Annotated in this window: 25 protein-coding genes and 1 pseudogene; 8 read left to right on the top strand and 18 right to left on the bottom strand. The window is 66.5% G+C overall.

What is annotated here, in order from left to right:
* Positions 1-40: 40 nt before the first annotated feature.
* Positions 41-643, top strand: coding sequence for a DUF11 domain-containing protein (locus ACFWX1_RS18315; protein ID WP_378388696.1), 603 nt, complete (start codon positions 41-43; stop codon positions 641-643).
* A gap of 137 nt (positions 644-780) precedes the next feature.
* On the opposite strand, the gene ACFWX1_RS18310 is transcribed toward ACFWX1_RS18315, so the two are convergent.
* Positions 781-1,023 (bottom strand): hypothetical protein, encoded by a 243-nt coding sequence (locus tag ACFWX1_RS18310; RefSeq protein WP_378388694.1) that lies wholly within the window; start codon positions 1,021-1,023, stop codon positions 781-783.
* A gap of 1,785 nt (positions 1,024-2,808) precedes the next feature.
* Here ACFWX1_RS18310 and ACFWX1_RS18305 point away from each other — a divergent pair.
* Positions 2,809-2,959 (top strand): annotated as a pseudogene (locus ACFWX1_RS18305) (MarR family transcriptional regulator); the annotation flags it as partial.
* A 189-nt stretch (positions 2,960-3,148) separates the two neighbouring features.
* Here ACFWX1_RS18305 and ACFWX1_RS18300 read toward each other — a convergent pair.
* Together ACFWX1_RS18300 and ACFWX1_RS18295 are read right to left on the bottom strand one after the other, a co-directional pair.
* Positions 3,149-4,036, bottom strand: coding sequence for a hypothetical protein (locus ACFWX1_RS18300; protein WP_378388692.1), 888 nt, complete (start codon positions 4,034-4,036; stop codon positions 3,149-3,151).
* Entirely contained in the window at positions 4,036-4,203 is a 168-nt protein-coding gene (locus tag ACFWX1_RS18295; RefSeq protein ID WP_378388690.1) for a hypothetical protein, read from the bottom strand. Before ACFWX1_RS18295 ends, ACFWX1_RS18300 begins: the two co-directional genes overlap by 1 nt.
* A 522-nt stretch (positions 4,204-4,725) precedes the next feature.
* On the opposite strand from ACFWX1_RS18295, the gene ACFWX1_RS18290 reads away from it, so the two are divergent.
* Positions 4,726-5,382 (top strand): hypothetical protein, encoded by a 657-nt coding sequence (locus ACFWX1_RS18290; protein ID WP_378388688.1) that lies wholly within the window; start codon positions 4,726-4,728, stop codon positions 5,380-5,382.
* 420 nt (positions 5,383-5,802) lie between these two features.
* Here ACFWX1_RS18290 and ACFWX1_RS18285 read toward each other — a convergent pair whose 3' ends face one another.
* From ACFWX1_RS18285 to ACFWX1_RS18270, 4 genes are all read right to left on the bottom strand, one after another.
* Positions 5,803-6,300, bottom strand: a complete 498-nt coding sequence (locus tag ACFWX1_RS18285; RefSeq protein WP_378388686.1) for a hypothetical protein — start codon at positions 6,298-6,300, stop codon at positions 5,803-5,805.
* Positions 6,301-6,833: 533 nt separating this feature from the next.
* On the bottom strand, positions 6,834-8,177 hold the full coding sequence (locus tag ACFWX1_RS18280) for an STAS domain-containing protein (RefSeq protein ID WP_378388684.1): 1,344 nt from the start codon (positions 8,175-8,177) through the stop codon (positions 6,834-6,836).
* Positions 8,174-8,719: an RNA polymerase sigma factor gene (locus tag ACFWX1_RS18275; RefSeq protein WP_378388682.1), complete on the bottom strand. Its 546-nt coding sequence runs from the start codon at positions 8,717-8,719 to the stop codon at positions 8,174-8,176. Before ACFWX1_RS18275 ends, ACFWX1_RS18280 begins: the two co-directional genes overlap by 4 nt.
* A 5-nt stretch (positions 8,720-8,724) precedes the next feature.
* Positions 8,725-8,976, bottom strand: coding sequence for a hypothetical protein (locus ACFWX1_RS18270; RefSeq protein ID WP_378388680.1), 252 nt, complete (start codon positions 8,974-8,976; stop codon positions 8,725-8,727).
* Between the two features lie 321 nt (positions 8,977-9,297).
* Here ACFWX1_RS18270 and ACFWX1_RS18265 point away from each other — a divergent pair, with 321 nt between their 5' ends.
* The gene (locus tag ACFWX1_RS18265) at positions 9,298-9,888 is read left to right on the top strand and encodes a hypothetical protein (protein ID WP_378388678.1); all 591 of its coding nucleotides are present in this window, start codon (positions 9,298-9,300) and stop codon (positions 9,886-9,888) included.
* A 306-nt stretch (positions 9,889-10,194) separates the two neighbouring features.
* Here ACFWX1_RS18265 and ACFWX1_RS18260 read toward each other — a convergent pair whose 3' ends face one another.
* The 3 genes from ACFWX1_RS18260 to ACFWX1_RS18250 all read right to left on the bottom strand — a co-directional run bounded on the left by ACFWX1_RS18260 (position 10,195) and on the right by ACFWX1_RS18250 (position 12,224).
* Positions 10,195-10,611, bottom strand: a complete 417-nt coding sequence (locus ACFWX1_RS18260) for an organic hydroperoxide resistance protein (protein WP_378388676.1) — start codon at positions 10,609-10,611, stop codon at positions 10,195-10,197.
* A 2-nt stretch (positions 10,612-10,613) separates the two neighbouring features.
* Positions 10,614-11,558 carry an NAD-dependent epimerase/dehydratase family protein gene (locus ACFWX1_RS18255; protein WP_378388674.1) on the bottom strand — a complete coding sequence of 315 codons (945 nt, stop codon included), beginning with the start codon at positions 11,556-11,558 and terminating at the stop codon, positions 10,614-10,616.
* 102 nt (positions 11,559-11,660) lie between these two features.
* On the bottom strand, positions 11,661-12,224 hold the full coding sequence (locus ACFWX1_RS18250) for a TetR/AcrR family transcriptional regulator (RefSeq protein WP_378388672.1): 564 nt from the start codon (positions 12,222-12,224) through the stop codon (positions 11,661-11,663).
* On the opposite strand from ACFWX1_RS18250, the gene ACFWX1_RS18245 reads away from it, so the two are divergent.
* Positions 12,225-12,662, top strand: a complete 438-nt coding sequence (locus ACFWX1_RS18245; RefSeq protein ID WP_378388670.1) for an iron-containing alcohol dehydrogenase — start codon at positions 12,225-12,227, stop codon at positions 12,660-12,662.
* A complete protein-coding gene (locus ACFWX1_RS18240; RefSeq protein ID WP_378388668.1) occupies positions 12,607-12,861 on the top strand; it encodes a hypothetical protein in 255 nt (84 codons plus the stop codon). Before ACFWX1_RS18245 ends, ACFWX1_RS18240 begins: the two co-directional genes overlap by 56 nt.
* Before the next feature lie 192 nt (positions 12,862-13,053).
* Here ACFWX1_RS18240 and ACFWX1_RS18235 read toward each other — a convergent pair whose 3' ends face one another.
* Positions 13,054-13,512 (bottom strand): hypothetical protein, encoded by a 459-nt coding sequence (locus tag ACFWX1_RS18235; RefSeq protein ID WP_378388666.1) that lies wholly within the window; start codon positions 13,510-13,512, stop codon positions 13,054-13,056.
* Positions 13,513-13,714: 202 nt separating this feature from the next.
* Positions 13,715-14,953 (bottom strand): MFS transporter, encoded by a 1,239-nt coding sequence (locus tag ACFWX1_RS18230; RefSeq protein WP_378388664.1) that lies wholly within the window; start codon positions 14,951-14,953, stop codon positions 13,715-13,717.
* Between the two features lie 129 nt (positions 14,954-15,082).
* On the opposite strand from ACFWX1_RS18230, the gene ACFWX1_RS18225 reads away from it, so the two are divergent.
* A complete protein-coding gene (locus ACFWX1_RS18225) occupies positions 15,083-15,526 on the top strand; it encodes a MarR family winged helix-turn-helix transcriptional regulator (protein WP_378388662.1) in 444 nt (147 codons plus the stop codon).
* A gap of 254 nt (positions 15,527-15,780) precedes the next feature.
* Here ACFWX1_RS18225 and ACFWX1_RS18220 read toward each other — a convergent pair whose 3' ends face one another.
* The 6 genes from ACFWX1_RS18220 to ACFWX1_RS18195 all read right to left on the bottom strand — a co-directional run bounded on the left by ACFWX1_RS18220 (position 15,781) and on the right by ACFWX1_RS18195 (position 20,831).
* Positions 15,781-16,173, bottom strand: a complete 393-nt coding sequence (locus ACFWX1_RS18220) for a hypothetical protein (RefSeq protein ID WP_378388660.1) — start codon at positions 16,171-16,173, stop codon at positions 15,781-15,783.
* A 479-nt stretch (positions 16,174-16,652) separates the two neighbouring features.
* Complete coding sequence (locus tag ACFWX1_RS18215) at positions 16,653-17,117, bottom strand: cupin domain-containing protein (protein ID WP_378388658.1); 465 nt, start codon at positions 17,115-17,117, stop codon at positions 16,653-16,655.
* 2 nt (positions 17,118-17,119) lie between these two features.
* Positions 17,120-17,578, bottom strand: coding sequence for a lipocalin-like domain-containing protein (locus tag ACFWX1_RS18210; RefSeq protein WP_378388656.1), 459 nt, complete (start codon positions 17,576-17,578; stop codon positions 17,120-17,122).
* Between the two features lie 31 nt (positions 17,579-17,609).
* Positions 17,610-18,548, bottom strand: a complete 939-nt coding sequence (locus tag ACFWX1_RS18205; protein WP_378388655.1) for a VOC family protein — start codon at positions 18,546-18,548, stop codon at positions 17,610-17,612.
* A 1-nt stretch (position 18,549) separates the two neighbouring features.
* Positions 18,550-19,692 carry an alpha/beta hydrolase family protein gene (locus ACFWX1_RS18200; RefSeq protein WP_378388653.1) on the bottom strand — a complete coding sequence of 381 codons (1,143 nt, stop codon included), beginning with the start codon at positions 19,690-19,692 and terminating at the stop codon, positions 18,550-18,552.
* Positions 19,693-19,706: 14 nt separating this feature from the next.
* On the bottom strand, positions 19,707-20,831 hold the full coding sequence (locus ACFWX1_RS18195; RefSeq protein ID WP_378388651.1) for an FAD-dependent oxidoreductase: 1,125 nt from the start codon (positions 20,829-20,831) through the stop codon (positions 19,707-19,709).
* Positions 20,832-21,041: 210 nt separating this feature from the next.
* On the opposite strand from ACFWX1_RS18195, the gene ACFWX1_RS18190 reads away from it, so the two are divergent.
* Positions 21,042-22,637, top strand: a complete 1,596-nt coding sequence (locus ACFWX1_RS18190) for a bifunctional 3-(3-hydroxy-phenyl)propionate/3-hydroxycinnamic acid hydroxylase (protein WP_378388649.1) — start codon at positions 21,042-21,044, stop codon at positions 22,635-22,637.
* Positions 22,638-22,654 lie beyond the last annotated feature (17 nt).

The following is a 22,654-nucleotide window of genomic DNA, read 5'->3' as shown; positions in this document are numbered from 1 at the left end:
TATCTCCGTGCCTGCCCGCTACCTCCGTCACGCTGTCGCGGTGGCTCTCGCCTTCGGCGCGTCGGCGCCACTGGCGGCCCCGGCGGTGGCCGACCCGGCGAGCCCTCCATCGCTGTCCATCGGCATCGACGACGGCCGGGCGAAGGCACGCGGAGGCGAAGAACTCACCTACACGGTCAAGGTCGCCAACACCGGTGCCGCCGGCATCGAGGGCCTCAGGCTCACGCAGAGCCTGCCGCCCGGCCTGCGGTTCACCTCCGCCGATCACGACGGCCGTCAGGCCGATCAGGTCGTGACGTGGACCGTGACCGTCCCGGCGGGCAAGGACGTGACGGTCACCAGCCGGGGCGTGGTCGAACAGGTGCCGCGGGGCACCACCCGGTTGGCCTCCTCGGCCTGCGCCTACACCGCCGGTCAGGACCGGCCCGCGGTGTGCTCGACCGACTCCGACGCACTCGACGCCACCGCGCTGGCCACTGCGTCCCCCGAGGGCAGCACCTGGTGGTACTGGGCCGCCGGCGTCCTGGCTGCGGTCGCCGTCGTCGTCGCCGTACTGCTGTTCCGGCGCCGTCGCAAAGAGGCAGCGACCGCCGGCGCACGGGTTCCTGCCGGACGGGCAGTGGAGCACGAGGAGACCGTGTAGACGTCGGAACACCGGCCGCTGATGCGCTCCCGGAACGCGTGGATCACCGGAGGACGCCGTATTAGCGCTACGGCCGACGACGGTGACCACAATGGACAGTGCGGTAACCGGCCCAGCTGGCGGCGACTCGAGCTGTCCTAGCCGGCTGGTGGAGTGATGGCTTCGTCGAGCGTGGCGATGGCGACGGCGAGGTGTACGTGTGCCCAGTTGCGGTCTTCGGGTTTGATGACGGCGATCAGGTCGAAGGTCGCTTGTTCGGGGCCGTGTTCGCGGCGCAGCGCGCTGAAGGAATCCAGGAGCTGGGTGATGTTGCTGTAGAACTCGGCTATGGCTCCGGGGGTTTGGGAGATGGGGAGGTGGTCGGTTCGGTCGGAGGTCATGTTCTCCATGGTGCGTGTTACAACTGTGCAACGGTAATGTCCGCCCGGGTGAAACTGCCCTCCAGTTTTGGCGAGGGCGGCGGGTAAGGCGCGCGAGATGACCGTTCGTTCAAGGCGCGGGTCATGGTGGGGAAAGCGGACCAGGCGCCAACTGGCTTGCGCTAGCTGGGGCTTTCCGGGCGGCCTCGGCTGCGGTGGTGCGCCGCCGACATGCCACGGTGACGTTGGCGCTGGCACGTAGCGCTTTAGGAAGTTCAAGATCGACAACGCGAGCGCGGTATCGAACAGGTCGACCAATGTTGCGGGTCGACCAGCTGCCGGTAGCCTCCCAGTCGGGCCTGGGTGCCGAACGTCCGGCTGGTCCGTGCTAGACTTCGGCGTCCTCGATAAGAGGATGCGGCCGTGCGTGAAGGTCCGCTATGGCATGAGCGGCAGGGCTCCGGCGCCCCCGCTGACGATGCCGAGGGTGTGGGGCACCCGCGTCGCGTGAAAGTAGTGACACTAACCGTCTGAAACGTGACCATGTGCGGGCCGGAACGCGGAAATGGATCACGCATGCCCTCTTCGGCTCGGCGTAAACTCAGGGATCTTAGACGCTCCTTCACGGGCGAGGACAAAGTCAGCGCTGGCGCAGGCGTCGGACGCGGCGACCTCGGTCTCGACCGCTGCATGCCACAGCAGCGCATGTTTCGTGCCTTTCTGGCTATACACCTCTTCAACGCCAACGTGCCCGGCATGCCCTGCGCAGATTGGGACCTGCACAGCGCACGAGCGTTCCTGTCGTACACGATGACGGTGTCGCCAAGGTTCGACACTCTTGTGTGCATTGTTCCCCGCGCTGTAGAGAACGCTGTGGGCCGGTTGGTCGCTTCACCGTCTCGCCCGGATCTGCGTTACGGCATACCGGGTTTGCGCGTAGCAGCGGCCGTTGATTTCCAGACTTATCATCTCCTTCACCTGCCGACAGGTGCACGAATGGTGATAGCTCGACGCTCGGACTTCGCGACGGAAAGTGACATTCAGCGCGGCGGAACGTACCGCCGAACGTGGAGTGCCGAGCACTACGCGGGAATCGAGGTCCCCCTCGCCTCGGTTGAACGAGAAGCACTCGGCCGTATTCCCCCGATGTCGTCGGGAATCCAACGCATCCTCGCCGCACTCGTCGCGCGAATCGACACCCGCGATCCTGCCGGACGGTGGGCCATGGGTACATGGTGGTATGACCCTCTGCGCCGGCCCCGGCGCCCTAGGCGCCGAAACGATGGCAGGTTCATTCTCTGGGGGACGGACTCGATGTGGGAGCTTCGCTGGAATGACAGTCCTCGACCAGAGGATGTCGTCGCGTGCTTGACGGCCCCTGCTGTCGGTGTCCAGCAGGCCATCGTTGAGCAGCTTTCGGAGTCTGAGTGGGCGATTCAGCTCGACGGATGCTGCTTGACGTTGAGGCATGGTGCCGCATGATCACCGAACGTTTTATCAGTGCGGTTGGCAGGTTCCAATTAGACCGGTACTGGGTGGCTTTGGCGACGTGATGATCGCAGGGATTATCGTGGCCTTCACTGCTATTTTGCCTGTGTTATATATGGGAGTTGCTATATCGGTTGCACTCTTTCACACGGACCGGAAGCGACGTGCGGATGCCCGCGTCGTCCTGAGGTACCTCATCGGGTTTCTGCAACGTCGGAGGAGGCGTTAGTTCCAGCCCTGCTTCCGACCCTCGAACTGCTTCTGGGATCTGACTACGCTCGAACCTTCGCCGACGGCCCCGGCATCGTGCGCTTCCGGGTACCGCAGGATGCGATGACCCGACTGTGGCACGCGGCCACGCTGCTGCAGGAACACCGCAGTGACGGCCACACCGCGGTCTTGGTGGCCGAGGGCGTCGGCGGGACGGAGGGAGACCCACGTGCTCCACGCTCTGCCCGGCGACATGCCCACGGACAGCCGTCCCGCGGTTGCGGTCGGCACCGTCGACAAGATGGGCCAACCCTGCGCCCTCGACGTCTTCGACGACGTCGGATTCACCAACCTGGACCATGTGACCGCGGACCACTGACGCCGGAATTCGCAGGCAGCCGGCGTCAGCAACCGTCGTCATAGCCACAAGCCTGCGACTCTGTGGGCCTCAGAGGGAATCCTGCTGCAGTCGACGCAGGAAGAGCCCGCCGCCGTCGCCTCCGTGACGGAAATCCAGGGCGTACGGTTCGTGCCCTGCGCGGATCCGATCATGATCTCGCAGGACGGCGTCAGTGCCGAGCAGGCCCGCCTGCGGCTCGATCAGTTGGAGTGCAACCTGTGCGAGAGCGGGACCGTCGGCCCACTCGATCTTGTACGAGCCGTCAGCTGTCCACACGTCAATCCACTGGGCGTCGCTGAGCACATGCAGTCGGCGCAGCATGAGGCTCGCCAGCGCCGGACGAACTCTCACTAACCCATAGTGGCGCAGAAAGTTGCCCTCGGCTTGGCTCAATGAGGAGTCGTGGACTAGCGAAGTACTGGGAGAGCCGTATTGGTCATCCGCCCACGCGAGCGCAGATGACCACTGCTTCGGCGTGACCTTTCTGAGGAGAACTCGCGCGCCAGGAACGGGACCGTTCTGGTCGAGCAACGACACGACCATGCCGCTGTCCCCGGGTGAGACGCGCAGTCCCGGAATACCGCCAAAGCCGGACGTCGGGTCGTCGTAGGGACGGGGAGCCAGGGCGAAGGCGAGTGGGCCGAGCATGTGTGGGACCGGGAGGAGTTCCAGGGAGTCGAGTTTCGGGATGATGTGGTCAAACGGGTAGAAGGGCAGCTGCACATTTCGTGCCCTGCGCGCATCTCGTAAACCAAGAAGCACGAGCGCTTCCAGTTCCTGTTGCGCCACCGAAGTCGGCGCCGGGATGAGGCGGTCGCCGTTACCCAGTTTCCGCACGCCGTCTAGGGCCATCCTGTACACCTCGCCGGTGTAACGCATACGCAGCCGCGTCGAACGTTTGGTGCGCTTGTCGGCGGCCTTCGTGGAGGGGGGCATCAGGATTCACCTCGCTTGCGATGCCGACGGACAAGCGTGTTCCGCGTCAGTGTCCCCGCGAGGATCGTGGCCAGCGTGCCGGCCGCATACGGGACTCCGACCACGATAGCGAGTGAGACGAAGGTCGCCGAGACCACGATCGCGATGCTGACAGCTGCCGTGACCATGAGCTTCACCGCCCTGCGTGTGCGCCCGTCGCTCTCGAGGGTTATGGCCAGCACTGCTACTGGGGTAAGACGGCGACTGCGTTCCCGAGCGGGCGTGGCAGCATGCCGTATGTTCCGGCGGTCGAAGGTCGTTCGTGACATCAGGCGGGCCTTCAGTCTGTACCGCCCGGCACGGCGCAGACATTGACTCGTCAACCTGAGGTCAGCCTTCAGCGACACTCCTGGTGCGCGGAGGCTATGACGCCTTGGGGTCGTATTCATCAGCAAGCCGGGCGCTGACGGGACCGGGCTCCCCGCGAGAGCCATCGAAGCGACCATAGCACGAACGACAAGTCAGACTGCGTTGCACGCTCGCCGTATCCTCGGCAATCACCATTTCCGATACGACCGGAGGAGGCTTCGCCGTCCTGGTGGCGGCGCGCCCTGTCCGCGAGACGCTGGGTCGCGGGCCCGGCTGGCGGTCCAAGCCGCTGCGCGGGGAGGATGTGAACCGCTGAGCAGGCAGGGAAAGGAAGACGCACAATGACAGCTGAGCGAATGAAGGCCACCGATCAGGTCGCTCCCGCCCGGACAGCGGATGTGTACGACGTCAGGTTTCCCAAGCAGCACAGGCAATGGCTGGTGTCTGTCGACAACACCGTGGTATCCCCGGTGTGGTTGGGACATCGGACCGACGAGGGGCTCGAGGCCGCTCTGGTCGGCACGCTGCCCCGCGCCGCGTTCCCGCCCGGGGCGAACCCGCTGGCATGGGATGCGCCGGGGAGGTCAGTCGGCAAGTTGATGGATGTTATCGAGCCGGTGATACCCGGTGCGCAGCGATCCGCCGTGGGCAAGGCCGTCCAGCAGCATCTCGCGCAACAGGTCGCCGCGCTGCCCGGGTGGCCTCGTGTGAGCTGGACCGTGCAGGGGAATCGTGCCGAGGCATCGGTCCTGCATTTCGCCGGAGCGTGGATCGCGATTACCAGCGACCTGCTCGAGTCGTATCTCGTGGTCATCGCAGTGGGGATCGCCCCTGACGACCTTGAGTTCAGCGTGACACGAGGTGAGGAGTGCGGGGTCGACTTCTCTGTCCCGCTCACTATCGGAACACTTAACCGGTTGCCTGTCTGGCAAATGCCTCAGCCTAATCAGGTCGAAGTTCATCCGGATCTCCGCCGATTTCTGTCGCCTGGCTTGTGACCGGGCTCGTCGCACTCCTCAAAGAGCCGGAGGCTACCCGTTCAGGTGAAGATCACTGCGAGAAGTCGCGGCTACATGAGACAGCAACTCCGCGCCGACGCGCATGAGCTGTGCTAAACGACGGAGCGGCCAGTCGAGGGCGGTGGCAGCCTGAGCGATGGGCGCCGTCTGGGTAAGCGATTGTTAGCCTGATTCCTCGGAGATGGAGGAGCCGTGCCGGGCGAGCCCCGCAGCCCGGTACCCAAAGGAGTCATGGAGATTCCCGGCATGGCCTGATGGCCAGCCCGCGCGGACCGGCCATCAGGCCATGCGAATTTATGTGACGGAGCCGTCCGGTCATTTTGCTCGTGATTGAGAGTGCCCGGACGGGCTTCCAGCATACGAATTCCATTCGGTAGATTCGTGTGCGATCGATCACGTCTAATAGGATTTGTAGAGCTTCATCGAGTAAACGTGATCATTGCAAGACCAGGGAACGTTGACGTCCCACTGGAAACTGTAGATGCCGCAGAGGTTTTTAAAGTTCTTTTCCGAATAGATGGCACTGCCGTTACATTGAGCGAAGGTCCTGTATGAGGAAATCCCGCCGACGGCGTCGTTGTATCTCACAATATTGGAGAATCCCCAGCCGGCGCTGTCGCATTCAGAATCCGCGACAAGATCGGCTCGCCAGCCGCCTACCCCGGAATTCTGGTTGGTATGTTGGAACAACTCCGCAAGCAAAACGTTCCTTCGCATGGCAGGGCGCTTCGCTGCGGCGGCCTCCCGGGTCGGCCCGCATGAATTGTCGATCACCTTCGCCTCGGGGCTACCTGGAGCTTCCTTGGTAACCGTGATGATGCAGTACTGGTCTCCGCTCTCGGCGTGCGCCGAGAGCGGAGTACTGATCGTGAAGATCGCTGCGAGCAGGCTCGCCAACCCTAGCAGCGATGACGGCCTCCTCTTGCCTCTTCGTAACACGGTGCGTGGACGCAACAGAATGAACCTTTTCGCCATTACGCAATCCAATCTTGTGAATTGGTACTTTCAGCGCGGTGTTGTTGTCCTGGTGCGAAGTGGACGCCTGGAGTGTATTGAGGTGCTGCCGGGACCGGTCCCGATGCTCGACGCGACCCGGGGGAAGCCTGCACTGTCTAATCGACGGCTGTGTTGAGAAGCTGTACGTCCCCGAGATCAGTCGACGATCTCGTTACCTGTCTGGGTTCTGGTGTCGTTCGGCTCTGTCTCGCTTTCCGTGAAACCGCGCTGCCACCGTGGAGCCAATCTCCCTCCGGTGGTCGTGGCGTAAGCACGCGGCTTCGCGTCACGACCACCGCTACGGTCGACAGCCACCGGCCGCCTTCACGGGAAGGAGGTCAGAGCCAGAACCAAGTCACGACGCCACGGCCAGTCGGCCCGACGTCTGACACGTAATGACGGGTGCTGCGTTCTGATGGTCTTCCGTGTTGCTGTCAGGTGTGCGGGGTCGGGGTGTGGCAGGCCAGGGTTTCGAAGGCGAAGGCCGCGGCGTGGTCCGAGGCGAGGGGTTGCCAGTATTTGTCGGCTGATTCGGTTTTGTCGAGCAGGTCGGAAATGCCGCGCACCACGAGGGCGTCGATTCGGTCGTTGAAGTAGGCGCTGCGGAGGAAGCCGTGTCCTTCCATCTCGACGGCGACGGCGTCGCTGCAGTGCCGGTGGACGAACTGGGCGGTGGGCGATCGGGGGTCGGCAATCACGGTGCCGCCCGCTGCGAGGGGCCGGATGATGGCCGCGGGTTCCCGGTCGAGGCCGGTGGTTTGGCGGATGCGGCGTTGCCAGCGCCCATGGCGGGCTACGGCCCTGGCGCGCTGGACCATACGATGCGATGCCGCATGGGTCCTGACCCGGGGCAGGTAGCCCTCGGCGGTGTCCCTGCCGGCGTCGTACTCGTAGATCGTGTCGGCGACGACGACATCGCCGAGTGCGACGTCCTTGCGGCCCCCGCCGACTCCCACGGACAGCACGACCTGCGGTGAGAACACCGAGATCGCCCGCTCCAATGCGATACCGGCGGCGGTGTCGCCGACACCGGTCTCCACGAGTACGACAGTCCACAGCCCTGGCCGCCCAGGAAAGGTGCCGATTTCGTAGAGGGTGCCCCGGACTTCACGCTCGGCCAACGGTTCTGTCAGGTGTCGACGCACTGCGGCGTACTCGACATCGAGTGCGGTGCACACGACCGCCACTCTGGCCGGCCATCCAGATGGCGTCGCGACACGGCCCGCACCTGTGTGTCCCTGATGCTGTGGCGACGTCATCGACATCCCGGCATGGGCCACGGGCTCAAGGTTCTTCGATTGTCGCGTGAGTTCGAGCATGCGGCTGACGGCGGGACTCGGCACGACTTCCAGCGCGACGTCCTGTTCACCAGCTTGGCGTTGTGCGTGCAGCACCACGTTCAGCGCGGAGGAATCGAAGAAGGTCACCCCGGTCAGATCGGCCACCACGCGTCGCGAGCGCTTCTCCGCGATCAGTCCCGCCAATGCCTCCTGCAGTTGCGGGCTGGTCAGCAGATCGAGTTCGCCGGTGACCACCACCCGAGGCTCGGACGCTCCGGTGTCCAGGGTGATACCGAACCCGGGAGAGGAGGCAACAGCGTTGCGGTCCCACAGGGCGGAGGTCACGGGCCTGTATTCGGCTACCGGCATTGTTTCGAGGCGCGCCGCACGCTGATAGAGGTCGGCCAGTCCAGCGGCAGTATCGAACTCCGGCTGCTCTGGGTCGGTGTCATGGGCGCGTTGCATCAGATTGCGGGTGGCGTCTTGCCTCTCGTTCATGGCCTGTCGCCTCCTTGGTCTGTGCGGCGGAGCTGGTCGAGGTGAGGTTTGAGGATGCTGCGTACCCGTTGGATGTGTGTGCGGACGGTCGACTCGGTGATGCTCAGCGCTACAGCGATTTCGTGTGCGTCGAGGTCGTCGAGGAAGAACAGCACCGCGACCGCGCGGCGCCGGGCTGGTTGCCGATCGATCAGCGCGCGCACCGCACTCAGGATGGTCAGCTCGTCGAGGATCTCTTCGTAGCCGGTGTCGACGATCGGCACCTCGGCGTCGTCGTCGAGTTCGGCGCATCGCCCGCGCTGCCGATACGCGTCGACGACCTTGTGGGCGGCGGTCCCGAGCAGGTACTTCCTGTTCTCTGCCTGTGGCAGTCGCTGTCGCATCGGCCAGCACCCCAGCATTGCTAGATACGCTTCTTGCGTGGCATCGTGCGCCAGGTGGGCATCGCCGGCGGCCATCCGGCGAACGGCGTTGAACGTTCTGCCCGCGGTGGCGGCGTAGAACGCCTCGAAGCCTTCGGAGTCGTCGTCGCGGGGATGCATGGCTGTCACACTGCCCGGTGATCGCGGACCTGGAGAAGTTCGACCTCGGATTTAGCGGTTGCGGAGGAGTGGACTGACACCTCGATGACGGCTCCATCCGGTTCCCGGTCAATGACGCGGCCACCCGGACCGACCCCGGCTACGACACGCTCGATACTGGCCCGCCGCAGGTGGTAGCGCCACAGGGTGGTCATTTCGCGCACCGTCACGCCTAACGTCGAGAGCAGGGTGATGGCCAGCAGCGACACGGAATCCATCTTGTCGTCCTCCCAGCAGTCTGTCTGCTGATAGCTCGGAGATGACGCCTGTTCCGTCTACAACCCCGCACGCTCAGGGTGTGCTGGGGGAAGGTTCGCGAGCTCGTGACCCGATACGGTGTTGGTGCCCTTGCCGCCGTGATCTCCGGAGGGCGGAAGGCGTCGGGCGGGCCTCGTTGTTGGCGCTCTCTGAAATCCCCCGCTCGTGCTCTCTGATATTCCCGAGTTGGGCTGTCTTGTCGGCGCGTCGTTTGCGCTGGTCAGCCGCCTTCGGGTGACGGTTCGCGGTGTTGATAGCCGCGGTTCGTCGCTGGAGGCTAGATGCTCTCGCTGGAGGAAGACGTGGAGGCGCAGGTGCTGCGCGATCAAGGCTGGTTGATCTCGGCGATTGCCCGGCATCTCGGGCGTGATCGCAAGACGATCCGCAGCTACCTGTCCGGTGAGCGTCAGCCGGGGCGGCGGAAGCCGTCGGGGCCGGACCCGTTCGAGCCGGTCGTCGCCTACTGCCGTGCCCGGCTCACGGATGATCCGCTGAGGCGGCGCGGAAGCTCGCGGCGCGCATTCCGCGGCGGTCGCCGCAGGCCGCCAGCAGTCTCGGGCTCGCAGGAGACCACAATGGACACTCCGCAAGCGGAAGAAAGCCTTCCGGAAAACGCAGAAATCCATGTCATCGTTTCCGGTGACCTGGAGTCTGGGAGTGCGCCATCAGGGCGATGGCGCTCACGCAACTGGCCGTTGGGCGGCGTGGCTGGCGTTCGGTTTCGGGATTTCACTGTCGTTGTGCGCGAATATCGGTTCGGCTTCGCGGTTGAGCGTGTTCGGTGTGATGGTGGCGGCGTGCCCGCCGCCGGCTCTGTTGCTGGCGGTCGAGCCACTGAACCGCGCCCTGAAACGGCACAGGGCCGAGACTGAGCCTGTGGCTACGGGTCGTGTTTCCGAGACCGGTGACGAGAGTGAAGACCGGCGCAAGTCAAGGGGTGGCCGGTAATCGTGGGACTTCGGCCACGCGAGCGGCGAGGCAGTCACGGGCTCGAACGGGGTGCGGGGTCAAACGCTCCAAGGCCAATGCTCAAGGAGCACCTGGTGTCGAAGGGGTTCTACCCGAGGACACCCGTGGAAACCACGAGGGACGATCTTCCCGCACGCGTTCCGTGAGCGAAGATCGTCCATCGCCTGTGCCCCATGACCGTTGTGCTCGCGGGTGCCGGGGCCTGCCGGTCAGACGGCCACGCGCAGTGTGACGTCGACGTTGCCGCGGATCGCCCTGGAGTACGGGCAGCGCCCGTGGGCGTCCTCGGCCAGCGATTCGGCGTCCTCTTGGGACAGACCGGGAAGCAAGACGGACAACTCGACGTCGAGCAGGAACCCGGCCTCGTCCTGGGCGAGGCTCACCCGTGCGACGACTGTGTCGCCGGACAGCTTGACCTTGCGCTCCCTGGCGACCAGTCGCAACGCGCTGTGGAAGCAGGCCGAGTAGCCCGCGCCGAACAACTGCTCGGGGTTGGTCGCCGTGCCGGAGCCGCCCGCTTCCTTGGGGAGCGCGAGGGCGGTGTCCAGCAGGCCGTCGTGGGAGCGGACCTTGCCGTTGCGGCCGTCACTGCTGGAGGTCACTTCGGTGGTGTACAGGGTTTTCACGGTCACTGTCCTTTCTGGATGGAGTGGGCGAACCAGTCGAGGGTCTTGGCGAGTGCTTCGCGCATGGGGGTGGCGCGGACACCGAAAGTGCTGGTGTAGAGGGAGTCGTCCATGGCGAACGGCTCGGTGTGCCAGTAGAAGAGTTCGCGGTACTCGGCCATGAACTCCTCGTCGTAGGGGCCGAACGGTTCTGGCTCGCGCTGCACCGTGATCTGCGTCGGCTCGCCGGTCAGGTCGCCGATGATGCCGTGGATCTGCCGGGTCGTGTACGGGCCGTCGACGGGCAGGTGCCACAGCTTGCCCAGTGCGCGCTCGTCGGAGCCGAGCACGGCGAGCCCGGCGGCGAGGTCGGGTACGTAGGTGTAGCTCTTCGGCAGGTCGATGTCGCCCAGCCCGAGCCGGGCCTCGCCGGCCAGCGCGGCGGGGAACACCGACACGCCCAGCGAAGACAGCAGAACGCGCGGGCCGAAGAAGTCGGCCGCCATGCCGAGTGCGACGCGGACGTCCCCGCGCTGGTGCGCGGCCAGGTACCGCTCGGTGATCGCGGCGCGCGTCCTGCCCTTGGGGCCCGGCGCGGCGAGCGGCGTCCGCTCGGTCATCGGCACCCCGCCGGTCGGGCCGTACTGGTTGAGCGTCTCGACGGTGACCAGCTTCGCGCCGCTGCGGCCGACGACGTCGAGCAGCGCGTCCTGGATCGCCGGCAGCACCTGCGGCTGCAACTGGTACGGCACGTGCGTGCAGTTGTAGACGACGTCGGCGCCCTCCACGATCTCGGCAAGCTTGACCCGGTCGGTCACGTCGGCGGCGACCCGCACCGAACCGGCGATCTGCTCCCCGCCGCCGGACCGGTTCACCGTGCGTACCCGGTGGCCCCGGGCGACGAGCCGCTCGGCGAGGGTCAGGCCGACCGGTCCGGTGCCGAGGACGACGTGCAGTTCCTGGTTCATCACTACCCCTCCTAGATTGAGTGGTTGATCACTCACACTATGGTTCAAAGAAAGCCGCGCGACGCGGCTGTTCTCACGGTGAAAGCTCAGTGGTGAAAGAGGTCAGTGATGGCGCAGGCCCGCCGAGAGCGTGTTCGCCCACGGCGCGTCGACCTCGGTGGCGCCGATCGCCACCACCAGGTGACACAACGTCCCCCTGGCCATGAAGTGCTGGACCGCGTCGGCGTCCGCGCCGGAAACGCTGCGCACGTACTCGACGGTCCTGGCGTAGCTGCGCTGCACCACCTCGCGCACTGCGGGCTCGGAAGCCGCGGCCGCCTGGGCGTGCACCTGGACCAGCATTAAGTCCTTGTCGGCGATGAGTCGGGCGTATTCGTCGCCCATCGCCATCAGCACCTCGTGTGGCTCGCTGCCGCGCGCCTTGGCCGCCCCCCTGGCGAAGCTGTCCCGCACGAGGTCGAAGCAGTGCTCGACGACCGCGACGAACAACGCCTCCTTGTTGGGGAACAGACGGTAGACATAGGCCTGCGAGATCCCCGCCCGCTTCGCCACCTCGGTGGTATTGGTGCCGTAGTAGCCACGGGCCGCGAAGCTGCTGACCGCGGTGCTCAGCACCACTTCCCTGCGTTCCTCCGCGGTGCTGAGCACCCGTCCCGTCGCTGCCATATGAGTAATAAACCACTCACACTTTCCGGTGTCAACCCCCTCGACGCTTCCCGTCAGGCCGCCCAATCCGCGCATCCGGGCGACGCCGCGGCGGCAGCACACCGGGCCGACGCGATCGTGTCGGTCGGCGGGGGCTCGACCACGGGACGAGATCCGCGGGTGCTGCCCGCCGCGATCGTCTACGACCCGTCGGTGATGCTCACGCTACCGGTGGAAATGAGCGTGGCGTCCGGGCTGAACGCGCTCGCGCACCGTGTGGACAGTCTCTGGGCGCCAAATGCCGATGCGATCAACGCGGCGCTGGCGGTCGAGGGGGTGCGGGCGCTCATCATCGGGCTTCCCGAGGTGGTGCGTGATCCGTCCGGTTTGGACGGTCGCGAGCATGCCCTGTACGGCGCTTACCTGGCGGCGGTGGCGTTCGCCTCGGCCGGGGGCTGAACAGCACCGCCTGGATCGGCCCGAGCCGCTCGCGCAGCCCACCCAGCGCCGCTGCGAGCGGCTGCGTGTCGACGGCGTCGGCGTCCTCCGCTTCAACTTCGAGACCTTCGCACTCGCCGGACCCGGGGGCCACGTGCTGTATGTGTACTTCCCCGAGCCCGGCGGCAAAGACGACGAAGCACTGCGCGGACTCGCCTGACCGGCACCGGCGGACCAGTCCGGTCACCGACGCGCCGCCTGCTGATCGTTCTGGAACGCAGTGTTCATGCTGCGAGGGCGATACTTTGGCGATAGCTCATGCGGGTTTCGTGGGGTTTTCGGTATCCGAGTGTCGAATGTAGACGGTCGTCGCCGTAAACCGCTTCCGGTCAGCACTCTCCACTCGGGTGGCTTAGCAGGGTCGGGCGCTTACGGTGTATTCGGCGCCGATTTTCGTGTCGTGGATCTGCACGTTGATCGGCCCCCGGTAGAAGTAGTCGCCGGTGTAGGGGCTGTGTTCCCTGGCGCAGTAGCCCTTGCCGACCCAGAAGCCGTCGACGTCGCGGCGGTACTTGTACGAGTGGTCTCCCGGCGCGAGCAGGCCCTGGTGGTGGTCGACGGTCGGTGTGCGGTCGATCTCGTCGGTCCACGTGTTGATGACACCGATCGCCACGTTGCCGGTGTTCCAGAGCTGGCCGCACATCAGCCCGACGCCAGGGACATCGTGGCATTCGTCGGCGGCGGCTTCCGGGGCCGTCGCCACGCCTACCCCGGCGGCGCAGCACAGAATGGCTGCGAGCCCGGTGACCCGGCGCCGGACGGACTTTCCACGAGCTCCTGGCACTGTGGTGTAAGAAGTTTCTTGAGTCATGACACCGAAGGTAGGACTGAGGCCACGGGACCCCTCCCTGCCGGAAGCGCTCCCCACCTATCCCTCCCTCACTCGGACCCGTGGCGCCGCACAGGGATTCCGAGGAGACGAGGCTGAATCCGTGCCGGTGCGGGAGGTTCTCGAAGTGCGTGTCTGGACTGTTGGCACACGAACTGTCGCAAAAGGACCGTTGGAGCAGGCTTCATGTGGTGTTTGCTGCTCGGCGTTTCCTGCTGGTGTGGGTGCGGTCGGTGGTCCAGGCGAGCGCGGCGATGACGGGGAAGGCTGCCGCGGTGAGGGTGACCGCCTGCCAGTTGCCCCAGTGGTAGGCAAGGGCGCCGAGTTGGGAGCCGATGGCGCCGCCGATGAAGAAGGTGGCGATGTAGACGCTGGTGATCCGGGCGCGGGCGTCTGCGTCGAGTTGGTAGATGGTGTGCTGTCCGAAGATCAGGGAGCACTGCACGGCGCAGTCGAGGAGGATTGCGGCGGCGGCGAGAACGAGGATCTGGTGGGCGGCCAGGCCGGCCCAGACGAGGGTAGCGGCGGCGAGCAGGCAGGTCACGGGGGTGAGCCGGTGAGCGAGCCCTCGGTCGGCGAGGCGGCCCGCGAGTGGGGCGACGAGCGCGCCGGCGGCGCCGACGAAAGCGAACAGGCCGACCTGGAGCTGGGAGTAGTTGTACGGCGCGTCGGCCAGGACGTAGGAGATGGTCGTCCAGAACGCGCTGAAGGCGGCGAACATGCAGGCGTGGTAGAAGGACCGGCGGCGCAGCTGCGGGTGCATGCGGACCAGACGGGCCGTGGAACGCAGCAGCGCGGTGTAGGAGTGGGTGCTGGTGGGGGCCCGGTGGGGCAGCGCGCGGCGCAGGACGAGGGCCAGGATCGCCATCAGGGCGGCGGAGACCAGGTAGACGGCGCGCCAGCCTGCGACGTCCGCGAGCAGGCTGCCGACGGTGCGGGAGAGCAGGATCCCGGCGAGCAGTCCGCTCATGACCTTGCCCACCACGGCGCCGCGCAGGTGATCGGGGGCGAGGTCGGCGGCGTAGGGGACGAGCACCTGTGCGACGACGGAGGTGGCACCCGCGACGAGCGCGGCGATGAGCAGGACGGTGAAGGTGGGGGCGAGGCCGCCGGTGGCCATGGCCAGGGCCGTGACGGTGAGCAGGACGGAGACCAGGCGGGAGTTCTCGATGCGGTCGCCGAGGGGGACCAGGAACACCATGCCGGCGGCGTAGCCGAGCTGGGTCAGGGTGATCAGCAGGCCGGCGGTCGAGTCCTGGAGCTGGAAGGTCCGGCGCAGCATCTCCAGGAGCGGCTGGGCGTAGTAGAGGTTGGCCACGGTCAGCCCGCAGGAAGTGGCCAGGAGGACGACCAGCCAGCGGGGCAGGGCTCGCTGTCGCGCATTCGGCCCCGGTGTGGCACGGGCGGCTGAGGGCACGGGCATGGTCTATCTCCGGATACGGACGCGGGGAGAGGCGAAAGCCGAGTCAGCTCGACAGGCCGGCCAGTATGGAATCAGGATTCAACATTGAACTACGATTCAATATAGAACGCGACGAGTACGATGTCAACCATGAAGAATCCGGGCGACCCGCTGCCTCAGGGGATCGAAATCGGTGCGCTGTCCAGGATCATCCGGCAACACTTCGCCGACCGGATCGAGCAGGTCATCGACCCTCTGGGGCTCACACTCGGGCAGTGGACGGTGCTGCGGGAGCTGAAGCGGACACCCGGCGCCTCCGCCTCGGAGCTCGCGCGCGCCGCGGTCCACACGCCGCAGGCCGTCAGCCGTCTCATCCGGACCCTGCAGGAGGAGGGACTGGTGGAGCGCTCCCCGGCCCGGGGCCGGGTGGTGGACAACCATCTCACGGCCAAGGGGCACAAGCTGATGGATGAGACCTTCAGCCAGATCGAGGCCCGGCTGGCTCCGGCGCTGGAGAAGTTCGGCAGGGCCAACACCGAGGAGTTCCGCCGTCTGTCTCATCTCCTCATCAAAGCTCTGGAGGACCCGGCCTGAGCCAGATGCCCGGGAACCAGGGCCGAGCGGGGTGAGCTGCTGCGCCAGGAGCCGGGAGAGATCACGGCGGAACAGCGCCAGGTGTCCATGCTCTGATCTCGCCCTTGGATCGACGAAGGCGATGGCGGTGGCGGTCCGGGAAGCGAGCTGCCCTGGCAATTCTAGTTCGTCGTGGCCACGGCTGGCGCAGCGCCAACCGAGTGCGCCCGCACGTCACCAACTATCTCTTCCAGCCAGGTGGGAAAGCCTGCCCCTCAAGGACGGCTCGACGGTTCTGTGTGCAGAGGCCAGATGGTGATGGTCCATTCCTCGAGTCCGTCGGGGTTCGGATCATCAACGGGGGGAACGAAGGTCGCGGGTGAGACCAGCAGGCGTCGCATGACGTGCGCGTGGCAGGTACCGAGGTAAGGCGGTTCGATGTGGGTGTCTGGCATGACTTCGTCGGGATTTTCGAACTGGAGACCACCAGCCTGCAGGATGAACACGCCGTCAGTTGTCCGTACCGAGGGATCGTCGGCCCCGGTGTTCTTTGCTTCCAGTGACTCGGGCAGGAATTCGACGGTGACTAGGGTTCGGTGTGACTGGAAAACACTGTTGAACGTGATGCCGTTGTCTCCGAATCCGCAGAGAGCGTCCGTAGGATACAAGTCGGCGACCAGGTCGTTAGGATGGCGCGAACCGACAAGGTTGACATTGGCAGATGGGCAGCATGAACCATGTTCTTCTTCGCGTCAACTTTCCCCTCGCAAAAACCGAACCACGGCTCCGGGACCCCGAACCATGGTCGCGACCTACGTACACACGCGTGGGACCGCCTAGTCGTATAAGCGCTGAACAACGACAGCGGCGTCCGGGGGACCTCATTCTTCCTGTGGTCCCCGCACGTGCTGAATTGACAAGCAAGAGCATTACCAAGTTGAGGTGATCGCACCAGTGTTGATTACGGGGTAATTCCAGGAAACAGTGCGCCGAGGATGTGTACCGCGGGATGTCGAGCAGCGTGGGGAGAACATGTTTCGGCGTGTGCGTGAACGGGGCCAGTCAGCCATGTCGGCTGGCTCGGCGCGTTTCCGGCTGTAAAGGGGGCGGATGTCGATCAGCCGGCGCGAGCCTGGCCACGACGCGCTCAGCCCTGGCGGTCGTCGAGTGGTTCGGCGTCCAGCAGGACGAAGAGAATCGTGCAGGGCTTGTCGGAGCGATTGTCCCAGGCGTGGTTGGTGCCCCGCTGGACCAGCACGTCACCGGCGCGCATGAGTGTCTCGTCCTTGTCCAGGACGCTGTACACCTCGCCGTCGATGACGTAGGCGTAGTCGAGTGAATCGGTGCGATGGACGTAGGGAGCCGCACCCGATCCGCGCGGCGGGAACTCGACCACGCGGAGCAAACTGCCCCGGGCCGGCGGCGGAAGCGGCGTCCCGGGTGCGACCGGATCGCGGTAGGGGTCCGCGTTGCCGGGTCTTCCCTCGTGCCGCCACAGATTGGTCACGGTGGCACCGGCGGTCACCTCGACGTGCGGGCATTCGCGGTCCTCGGCGACCGCCGATCGCCTGTCGCCGTCATGACCGGTGACGATTCTGCGGAATGCCCGCATTGTCAGGCCTCCGTCCCTTTCCGCTGCCAGAGAATGTGACTGCCAAGCGATTCGCCGCCGATCTTCATCGGCGGGGTGTCGAGTTTCAGCGTGTCCTCGTCCTCGAAGACGCACGTTCTGGTGAGGTCGGTGCCGACGAAATTCGGGAATGTCGCGATCTGCACGTGATGGACCACCGTCGCTGTCGGCTCGTCGACCTCGTAGGTACCGGCGTACGAGATGATCGAACGGTACGCTTCGGCTCGTTCCTCTTGCGTGCCACCGTCGAGCGACCCGTCGGCGAAGGGTGCTCGCTTGCCGAGCATGAGATTGGCGCTCATCGTTCCCTCTTCGGTGTAAATGAGCAGCCCGGTGCAGGCCACGACCGGGCCAAGGGGTGGATCGAGCGTTTCCCCGTCGCGGAAAACCTTCCAGTCAATCATCCGCCAACTGCCGAAAAGACGAGCGCGGACCGAGGTCATCACTGGTTCCCCTTTCATTTCGTCCGCCCGGTCACATCGGCGGCGCGATGAACAGGCCGCGATCGACGTCGTTGTGCGAGCGGGCGGCGATGAACTCGTCCATCTCGTTCGCGGTGCCCCACTGGTCGGCGTTGGCGGGATCGGTCAGGTCGTAGATGTGCGGGTGCCAGGTGTCCTCGTCGATCACCTCGAGCTCGGTCGTGTACTCGACGGTGTTGCCGGCCCGGTCCAGGTAGTAGCTGAACGAGTTGTCCCCGGCACGGTGCCGTCCGGGGCCCCAGAGGCGCTCGAAACCGAGACGGTTCATCCGCCCGGTGCCACGCATGAACTCGTCAACGCCGCGCATCTCGAACGAGGCGTGGTGGAACGCGGCATGCGGACCACGCACGAAGCCGAAGCTGTGGTGGAAGGTGTTGCAGCGCAGGAACCACATGATCTCGCGGTCGCCGACGCGCATCGTGTCGGACAGCCGGAAACCCAGGTGGTCGATGTACCAGCGGACGGTCGCTTCCGGGGTGGGCGTGTTCATCAGCACGTGGGAAAGCCGTACCGGGATGGACTCGCGCGCCTCGATCTTGCGGTGTGCCCGGACCGCGACGTCCGCGGAGACCTCGACCACCCGGCCTTCGTTGTCGAAGAACCGGACGCCGTAGCCGCCGCCCGGGGTGTCCAGCACACGGGGTTCGTGGACCAGCGTCACTCCTTGACCGATCAGTTGCTCGGTCAGGCTGTCCACATCGGACGGGCCGGCGGAGCCGAACGCGATGAGGTCGGTGCGTTTCCGCTCGTCCTTGCGCAGCCGGACGACATACAGCTCCGGTGAGCCCTCGGCGGCGAGGAACGACACTCCCGAGTCGTCGGTGGTCTCCGTCAGCCCCCACGTGTCCCGGTAGAAGGTGCGCTGCTCAGCGAAGTTCGGCATCGCGATGTCGACGTGCCGCAGGTGCGTGATCAAACCGGTGGTGTGCATGTCAGTTCCCTTCGGTGGCCGGGTGGCCGAGCCGGTCGGTCAGCCAGTCGACGATGGTGGGCAGGACGGGGCCGGAGCCCATGTGCCCGCCGGGAAAGAGCCGTGCGGTCTTCGGGTCGCCGTGCTCGAGGGCGAGGTGGATGTCGGCGGAGCAGTTCTGCTGGTCGTCCTTTCCGTTGACCAGTAACAGCGGGCACGACTTCCGGTCCAGAATTCCCTGGTCCAGCAAGGAAAGTTCCGGGCAGTGCGCGACGTAGTCCTCGTAGGTGCGGCCACCGAAGATGCGAGCGCGGGCGGGCATGAGATCCATCAGATAGGATGAGGCGTTCCGGGACTTCTCCTGCCATTCGGGCTGGAACGTCAGGTGCACGCCGCCACCCCAGTTGACCGCGGCGGTGAGCTGTTCGCGGTGCGTGTGCGCCAGTTTCATCGCCCAGTACCCGCCGAACGACAACCCCAGCGCCGCGACCCGGTCCGCGTCGAGATCGTCCCGGGTCCGCAGCCACGCGAACACCGGATCCCACTGGCGTTCCGCGTCCGGGCCGGCCGGCACCGGCGACTGCCCGACTCCCGGCTTGTCGATGTGCACCGTGGCGAAACCCCGTTCGCGCAGTAGCCGGCCGCGGGCGTAGCTTTCCTCCTTCCACACGTCGATTCCGCCCCACATCAGCACGACCGGTGGCCTGTCCACAGTGGAACCGGGCGGCCGGGCCACCAGGAACGAGACGGAGTCGCCTTCGCCCGCGCGGCCGTCGAACGGCACGCTGACCCGCTCGACCGGCGTGTTCTCCAGTTCGCACACCCGCGCGAAATACTTCCGGGCCAGCTCGTACGCGGCCAGTTTGGCAGGGTGAATGGGCGACGGATACCGCCCGAGGAACGCGAATTGGTAGGCCTGCCACCAGTTTTCCAGCGCGTCGCCGCGGTCGCCGTCGGCCTCGGCCCGCTCGGCCGACGCCGCGAACTCCGCCGCACCACCGAGCCAGTGCTCCGCCCACCGGACCGGGTCGACGCCGGGCAGCGTTTCGATATACCGCGCTGCGGCGTCCTGGCCGATGGCGTTGAACGGGTTGCGCCGCTGCGCAAGATGCGTGCGCAACCACGACTTCGCCTCGGGCAGGGACGGGGCGGTGTTGTCGGACAAGTGAACCTCCTGTGTCACGCCGGCTGCGCCATCCGCTGGTGGCACGCCTCGATGAGGGGATATGAATCGCGATGCCGTTGCTCCTGCTCGAGCCGGGCGATCGCGACCGAGGTCTTCACCAGGACCGAGCACCGTTCCCGGCGGCGGTCGGTGAACGCCTCGAGGGCCTTCCAAATGTCCTCGTACCGGTCCAGTTCCTGGGCCAGGACAAGGCCGTCCTCGATGGCGAGCGCGGCCCCGCTGGCCATTTGCGGCGAGGGCGCGTGCGCGGCGTCGCCGAGGACGACGCTGGCTCCGTCGGACCACGGGGCGTCGACGAGCGCGGTCTGCACCGGCCGCCGGATCACCGAATCGGACCGCGCGACCTCGGGCCGGATCTCCGCTATCCGGCCGGTGAACGGCGCGAGCAGATCGCCCATGCGCGCGGCGAGTTCGGCGTCCGGCAGTACGTCCGGCCGGACGCCGTTCTCGGTGAGGAAGACGTAGGCCTGGCTCGGGGAGATCGGCACGACTCCGGTCTGGTGGCCGTCGCCGGCGAAGGTGTGAATGCTCGTGGCCCAGCCGGGCCGCGGCACGAGGGCCCGCCACACCATCTGGCCGTGATACCGGATCGGGGTGGGCCGGCCGATGAGGTCCCGGACGGTGGAGCGGATGCCGTCGGCGCCCACGAGCAGGTCGACGGTGCGGACCGTTCCGTCGGTCAGCTCGGCACGTGCCCGCCCGTCCCGCTGGGCCAGCCGGGAAATGCCGAGTTCGTAGTGAATTCGCGTGCCGAGCCGCAGCGCCTCGGCACGCAGGATCCGGTGCAGCTCCGGGCGCGCGATGCCGGCCATGGCCGGGCGATCGTCGCCGATCAGGTGCGGGAGCTCGATCGGGGTCGTCACCCCGTTCGCGTCCACGTTGGTGATCACGCTCATGCCGTATCCGGCGGCAAGGCAGTGATCGGCGAGGCCGAGACCGTCGAGCGCCCGCAGCGACGGGCCGGTCAGGCTCAACCCCCACCCGGCGGTCGCGCCCTCCGAGCCGGTTTCGACGACCTCGACACTCCACCCCCGCCGCGCCAGGGCGCTCGCCGTGGTCAACCCCGCGATGCCGGCACCGACGATCAACGCCGAACGGGTGCCGTCACTGTTCTCCATAGGACCTCCATGCCGATGTGCTCGACCAAACTAGGTCCGCGGGCCCGGCTTTCCCGTCCGTTTCCGGCGGCCGTTGTCCAGTTCCGGCAACGTTTTCCTGGCCGCCGGAATCGGATAGGCGTCTCCGGAACCGGACACAGATCCCGCCGCCACCGGCTTAGCGTGGCCACAGCCGCTATTAGCGGCGGCGCAGATCCTTGGGAGGCAACGATGCCCCAGCCAGACGACGACCTGCCCTACGACGTCGTGCAAATCGGTTACGGCCCGGTCGGCCAGACCATGGCGGCCCTGCTCGGACAGTGCGGCCACCGGGTCGCCGTGTTCGAACGCTGGCCCGGGCTGTACGGCAGGGCCCGCGCCGGCCACGTCGATCACGAGATCATGCGGATCTTCCAGTCCCTCGGGATCGCCGAGCGGATCGAGCGGGACATGGTCCGGGCCACCAAGTACGTGTTCCGCAACGGGCGCGGCGAGACCCTGCTGACCTTCGACTGGGATGCCGACGGCATCTCCGGCTGGCCGTCGGACTACATCATGTATCAGCCGTCGATCGAGGACGCGCTCGACGCGGCCGTGCGGGCCCAGCCGACCGTCTCGGTGCACCAGGGCTGGGAGGCCACCGCGCTCACCCGGCACGAGGACCACGTCGAAGTCACGTTGCGTGAGATCACCACCTCGCCGGACGGCGAGAAGATCGTCGGCGCGCGGACCCGGACGGTGCGCGGCCGGTACCTGGTGGGCGCCGACGGCGCGAACAGCTTCATCCGCGACCGGCTCGGCATCACGCAGACCGACTTCGGGTTCCGGGAGACCTGGTTCGTCTGCGATCTCGAACCGAAGGTCCCGCTGGACTTCGGATTCGACAACGGGCAGGTGTGCGATCCGGCCCGACCGCACTGCCTGTTCCAGCTCGGCACCCGGCACCGCCGGTTCGAATTCGCGCTGCTGCCCGGCGAGGATCCGGAACGCTTCGGCGACCCCGGCGTGGCCTGGGCCCTGCTCGCGCCCTACGCCGTGACCCCGGACAAAGCCGAGCTCGTCCGGCACGCGGTCTACACCTTCCAGGCCAAGCTCGCCGACCGGTGGCGCGACGAACGGATCCTGCTGATCGGCGACGCCGCGCACGTCATGCCGCCGTTCATGGGACAGGGCATGTGCTCCGGCATCCGCGACGCCAAGGCACTGGCCTGGCGGCTCGATCTGGTGCTGCGCGGCGTCGCCGAGGACACCCTCCTGGACAGTTACCAGATCGAGCGGGCGCCCCACGTGGAGACGCTGATCCGGATGTCCATCGAGGCGGGCCGGGTATCCTGCACGTTCGATCCGGAGATCGCCGAGGCCAGAGACGCGGCGTTCCGCCGCGGCGAAGTGCCGCCCCCGCCGCCCTTCCCGCACCTTCTCGACGGGCTGCTCGACACCGGAGCCGAAGGCAGGGCGGCCGACGTCGTCGGCAGGCTCGCCCCACAGGGCCGCGTGCAGACCGGCGGGGAGACCGGACGGTTCGACGACATGCTCGGCAGCGGGTGGACCCTGTTGCTCGCCCACGGCACGGACTGCGGCCTCACCGCGGGCCACCGCGCGGTGCTCGACAGGCTCGGCGTCCGGGTGGTCGCCCTCGGCGAGGACACCATCGACATCGACGGCTACTACACCGGTTACTTCGCCGGGACCGGCCTCTCGATGATCCTCTACCGCCCTGACTTCGCCATCTTCAGTGCCGCGCAGGACAGCAGTGGGATGGGCCGCGTCGTCGACGCGCTCGACCGGGCGATCGGCACACCGATGCGGATCGCGGCCGTTTCGTGACTCCGAGCGGGAAAGCG

Origin of the sequence: Amycolatopsis sp. NPDC059021 (assembly GCF_042739895.1) — a bacterium.
Lineage (GTDB): Bacteria > Actinomycetota > Actinomycetes > Mycobacteriales > Pseudonocardiaceae > Amycolatopsis.
Note: the sequence above shows the minus strand (reverse complement) of the source record. Positions and strands in the feature narration are given on the sequence as shown.